Below are 4,393 nucleotides of genomic sequence, written 5' to 3' on the forward strand. Positions count from 1 at the left end.
CCCTTTGCTCTGCTTCACTGACGGCAACACTTCCGGCTGTTTTCTGTTGCCTCCGCTGAAGCAGAGCAAAGCCTCTGCCGCCCCCTGTTGGGGGGCGTCGCCAGGGACGGTGGATCCGGGGACCGCCGCCCGCCCGTCGTCGTGCGTCCTCAGGTGCTGGCAAGCCCGTTGCGGGAGCTGCCAGGAGCGGTCCAGCGGTGGTGGGCGGCATCGCGCCGGCCGGTCGGTACCGTGCCGGCACCACCGGGACCGGGCCACTTCCTCCTCAGTCGGCGTTGACCACCGCGAAACTGGCGTCGCCCTCGGCGAAGGCGGCGAACAGCGCTGCCAGAGGTGCCGGACCCGCATGGTCGACGAGCAGCACCGGTTGGCTCCCGTCGGGCCCGTGCTCGGGTACGAAATCGGTCACGATCTCACGGCGCAGCAGGACGATCCGGCCGCCTCCGACCTCGCGGGGCAACTCGTCCACGGCCCTGCGGACGGCGTCGTCCCCGTCGGCCGACTCCGCGTTCACCACCTCCGGCCAGGCCAGCAGTGAGACCGCGAGCCGGTCGTCCGTGCGCTCGTACCGGGCGCAGAGATCGTCCGCGAGGAGGTAGAACACCCCCTCCTCGCCCTCGTGGCCCCGGTTGAGCAACCGGGAGACCAGACGTTGACCAGGAGCGTCGGACTGGATGTCGATCCCGAGCAGCACCCCGACGTCGTCGTCCCCGAACGGCGGAACCGCTGTGATCCACATCTGCGCCGTGTCACTTATGATCGCTATTGAACCAGCGGGGGGTGTCAGAGTCGCTGCCGCGTGCGATACTCGCGATGGCGCCCGTGGGACAGCACCCGTCGGGCCCGGGGGAAGCCATCCGCACCCGGCGGACGGCGGGGGCTGACCCTGGAGGTCCGATGGATCCCGTCCCTGACACCACCCTCCTCTCCACCCTCGCCGACCTGGCCGGCGGCCTGTTGCAGTTGGCCGCCGCCGTGCTCGGCTTCGCGACCGTCCTCGCCGCGCGCCGGAACGGTACCGGCCGACGCGGCGACACCCGCAGCGACGACTGAACGGACCTGCTCCCGGCCGGGCGACGGCGGGTCAGGCCGCCCACCGGTCGGGGACGCGGGCGGAACCGGGGTGCGGGGGCGGCACCAGCCGCAGCGTCGGTACCTCGACCTCCGCCTCGTCGGGCAGCCGCCACCCCGGGGCCGGCGGGCGACCGCGACCCGCCGGCCCGTCGGGCCGGGAGGCGCGCAACCGGGACAGGGCGACGACGACCGCGTACCCGACGAGCAGGAAACCGTGGCTGACCAGCCGCTCGGGCGCCACCCGACCGGTCACCAGGTCGTTCACCGACAGCAGCACCAGCGTGCCGACGAAGGTACTCAGGATCGGTAGCAACCCGGTCGGTGCGGCACGCCGGGCGGCAACGAACAGGAAGCCCGCCCCGACCGCGACGTTCCATGCGGCGGCCTCGTGCCACAGGTGCCCGCTGGTGAGCACCCCGCCGACGGCATGGGCATGGGCGGCTGCCGGACCACGACCGATCTGGGCCAGACCCAGCACCAGTTGCAACGCACCGATGAGCCCCAGCACCCCGCGTAGGCCGACGACGAGCCGGCCCCGGAACCGACGGCTGGCCGGAGCCGGTAGGGCGGCCAGCACGGCGCCGGTCAGGCCGGCACCCGCCGGGACCGGGGCGAGTCGTACCCGGCGGGTGACCATGGCCGCCTGGTCGAACCACCGCCGGCATGCCGTACACCCGGTCAGGTGGGTGTCGACCGCCTCCCGCTCGGCGGCTGTCTCCTCACCGTCGAGTTGCGCCGACAGGATCTCCCGCCACTGCTCACACCCCATGTACGGGTAGTCGGCTGGCCACCCCTCCCGGTTCCCGTCCCCCCGACCGGATGTTCGCCGGGCAACGGCGGACCGACGACCGGATGTTCGCCGGGCAACGGCGGACCGACCATGCCCGCCGACTCATTCGGCGACCCGCAGTACCAGGTGCCCCTTCCCACTGGTCCGGGTCAGGTTGATCGTCCAGCAACCGGGGGTGGGGAAGACCCAACCGGTACCCCACTCGTCGCCGGGCCGGGTCCAGTTGCTGCCGCCGTGTGGTTCGGGGCCCCAGATCGGCGCGACGACGCGACCGTCGGGACCGGTGGCGCTGATCGAAAGATCGCCGCTGCCGGTCATCCGCCAGACCACCTTGATCCGGTCTCCGGTCGTCAGCATCCCCGTGGAGAAGATCATCGCCCACAGCGTCGCGCCGTCACCGGTGCCCTGAACATCCGAGGATGTGTACCGTGCGGTCGGTGGGCACACCGAGGCGGTCGGCGGTGCCGGGGACGCCGTGATCTGCCGCTGCCCGGAAACCGACGTCTGCGGTGCGGGCCCGGGCGGGGAACTGCACCCCGTCACCGTGACCGCCGCGAGCAGACCGAGACACCGGATCCGGGTGGCACGAAGCGCAGAGGACATATGGACGACCGTACCGGGTCTTCTGCGCGGGCGCGGACCGCGTGACGCGGGCGGTCAGCCGGCGAACCGGCCCCGTGGCCGGGCCTGGCCGTTGACGGCGGCGACCAGGTCCTCCCGGGCCCGGGCGACCCGGGAGCGGATCGTGCCCACCGCACAACCGCACACCTCGGCGGCTTCGGCGTAGGACAGCCCGACCACCTGGGTGGCGACGAACGCCACCCGCCGGTCCGGTTCGATACCGCGCAGGAGCTGCTCCAACGCGACCGTCCCGTCGAAGCCGCTGCGCTGGACGTCCGGCAGGTCGTGCCGGTCGGACAGCGGCACGGTCCGGGGACGGACCGCGATGGCCCGGAGATGGTCGACGGCGACGTGCCGGGCGATCCCGAGCAGCCAGGTCAACGCCGACGAGCGGGCGGCGAACGACGGCAGTGACCGCATCGCCCGCAGGTACGTCTCCTGGGTCAGGTCGTCGGCGTCGGCGGGCCCGATCAGCGCCCCGACGAACCGCCACACCTGGGACTGGGTCGCCCGGACGAACCGGGAGGCCGCGTCCCGGTCCCCCCGGCCGGCGGCCAACGCCCACCGGGTGATCTCCGTGTCGTCGCTCATGTGTCACCTCCCCGATCCGGGTCCGCGTCCCGACACGGGTCGGCGTGGACCAGTCAGCAACCGCAGTACCTCCACCGGGTCGACGGTGACCGTCGACGGACCACGCCAGGCGACGTGGCCGTCGGGGCGGACCAGCAGTACCCCGTCGTCGTGCAGGCCGCACTGGTCCAGGTAGGACGCCAGTTCCGGTGGCGGCAGCACCGCGTCGAGGGCGTGACAGGTCAGGGGCAGACCCGTCACCCGGGCGACGCTGGCCGCCGAGTGCGCCCAGACGTCGGCCCCCGGCGCGGCCAGCAGGGTGTACCCGGTGCCGGCGACCAGGTCCAGGGTGGAGCGGGTACGTCCCGGGTCGAGCCAGGTGTGCGGGAGCCGGTGCCCGGGCCGGGCGGTGGGGGTGTAGTCGGCGACCGGGTCGCCCGTCGGGGCGGTGGTGCCGTCGTCCAGCACGGCGGCGGAGCGGTAGTGGTAGCCGAGGACCAGACCCTCGCTGGGTCTGCCACGCGGGGAAGTGCCGTGGCGATGTGCGTCGATGGCGTCGCAGAGCCGCCGGTGGCTCTCCCGCGCACTGGCCTGGGCCACCGGCCGGCGTTCGGGTTCGTACGTGTCGAGCAGGTCGGGAGCCGCCCAACCGTGGTGGACGGCGGCGAGTTTCCAGGCCAGGTTGTCCGCGTCGGCGATGCCGCAGTTCATGCCGAACCCGCCGTACGGGGTGGTCACGTGGGCCGCGTCGCCGGCCAGCAGTACCGGTCCGTGCCGGAACCGGCTGGCGACCCGGGCCGCGGCGCGCCACACCTGACGTTCCACGAGGGTGACCGGCAGGTCCGGCAGCCCGGCGGCGGAGCGGATCAGCCGGATGCAGGCGGCGTCGTCGAGCCGGTCCAGGCCGGGATCGGTACCGTCGGCGACCAGGTTGAACAGCCAGCGCCGCCGGTTGTCCACGGCGAGGAAGGTCCCGTGCAGGTCGGGGCGGCTGACCGTGTACACGGCGCACGGGCGGTCCGCGACCCGGGCGCCGAGGTCGGCGTCGAACAGGACGTTCAGGTTGTGGGACACGTCCCGGGGGCCGGCCATGGTGATACCGAGCCGGTCCCGGATTCCGCTGGCCGCGCCGTCGGCCGCGACCAGGTACCGGGCGCGGATCCGTTCCCGCTGACCGTCGCGGGCCACCGCGGCGGTGACCCCGTCGGTGTCGACGGCCAGGTCGACCAGGGCGGTACCGAAGTGGATCCGTCCGGGGTTGAGCCGCTCGGCGTGGGTACGGAGCAGGGGTTCGAGCCGGTCCTGTGAGCACAGCAGGGTGTAGGTGGGGCTGGGCAC

General features: G+C 73.2%; 6 protein-coding genes. 1 reads left to right on the top strand and 5 read right to left on the bottom strand.

Going from position 1 to position 4,393, the window contains the following annotated elements:
* Positions 1 to 265: 265 nt before the first annotated feature.
* Positions 266 to 739 (bottom strand): hypothetical protein, encoded by a 474-nt coding sequence (locus GSF22_RS31190; RefSeq protein ID WP_208817498.1) that lies wholly within the window; start codon positions 737 to 739, stop codon positions 266 to 268.
* A 158-nt stretch (positions 740 to 897) separates the two neighbouring features.
* Between GSF22_RS31190 and GSF22_RS31195 the strand changes: the two genes are divergently transcribed.
* Positions 898 to 1,053: a hypothetical protein gene (locus tag GSF22_RS31195; protein WP_208817499.1), complete on the top strand. Its 156-nt coding sequence runs from the start codon at positions 898 to 900 to the stop codon at positions 1,051 to 1,053.
* A 31-nt stretch (positions 1,054 to 1,084) separates the two neighbouring features.
* Here the strand turns inward: GSF22_RS31195 and GSF22_RS31200 are convergent, their stop codons facing one another.
* The 4 genes from GSF22_RS31200 to GSF22_RS31215 all read right to left on the bottom strand — a co-directional run.
* Entirely contained in the window at positions 1,085 to 1,843 is a 759-nt protein-coding gene (locus tag GSF22_RS31200) for a zf-HC2 domain-containing protein (RefSeq protein WP_208817500.1), read from the bottom strand.
* A 123-nt stretch (positions 1,844 to 1,966) separates the two neighbouring features.
* Positions 1,967 to 2,239, bottom strand: a complete 273-nt coding sequence (locus GSF22_RS31205) for a hypothetical protein (RefSeq protein ID WP_208817501.1) — start codon at positions 2,237 to 2,239, stop codon at positions 1,967 to 1,969.
* A gap of 282 nt (positions 2,240 to 2,521) precedes the next feature.
* A complete protein-coding gene (locus GSF22_RS31210) occupies positions 2,522 to 3,076 on the bottom strand; it encodes a sigma-70 family RNA polymerase sigma factor (RefSeq protein WP_208817502.1) in 555 nt (184 codons plus the stop codon).
* Positions 3,077 to 3,079: 3 nt separating this feature from the next.
* The coding region (locus GSF22_RS31215; RefSeq protein WP_208817503.1) for an FAD-dependent monooxygenase at positions 3,080 to 4,393 on the bottom strand (1,314 nt) is incomplete at its 5' end.

Origin of the sequence: Micromonospora echinofusca (assembly GCF_017614955.1) — a bacterium.
GTDB classification, from domain to species: Bacteria; Actinomycetota; Actinomycetes; order Mycobacteriales; family Micromonosporaceae; genus Micromonospora; species Micromonospora echinofusca_A.

What these genes read in the sequence shown, in the direction of transcription:
- GSF22_RS31200 (WP_208817500.1), bottom strand. Translation starts at nt 1,843, where the DNA reads ATGGGGTGTGAGCAGTGGCGGGAGATCCTGTCGGCGCAACTCGACGGT.
- GSF22_RS31205 (WP_208817501.1), bottom strand. Translation starts at nt 2,239, where the DNA reads ATGATCTTCTCCACGGGGATGCTGACGACCGGAGACCGGATCAAGGTG.
- GSF22_RS31210 (WP_208817502.1), bottom strand. Translation starts at nt 3,076, where the DNA reads ATGAGCGACGACACGGAGATCACCCGGTGGGCGTTGGCCGCCGGCCGG.
- GSF22_RS31195 (WP_208817499.1), top strand. Translation starts at nt 898, where the DNA reads ATGGATCCCGTCCCTGACACCACCCTCCTCTCCACCCTCGCCGACCTG.
- GSF22_RS31190 (WP_208817498.1), bottom strand. Translation starts at nt 739, where the DNA reads ATGTGGATCACAGCGGTTCCGCCGTTCGGGGACGACGACGTCGGGGTG.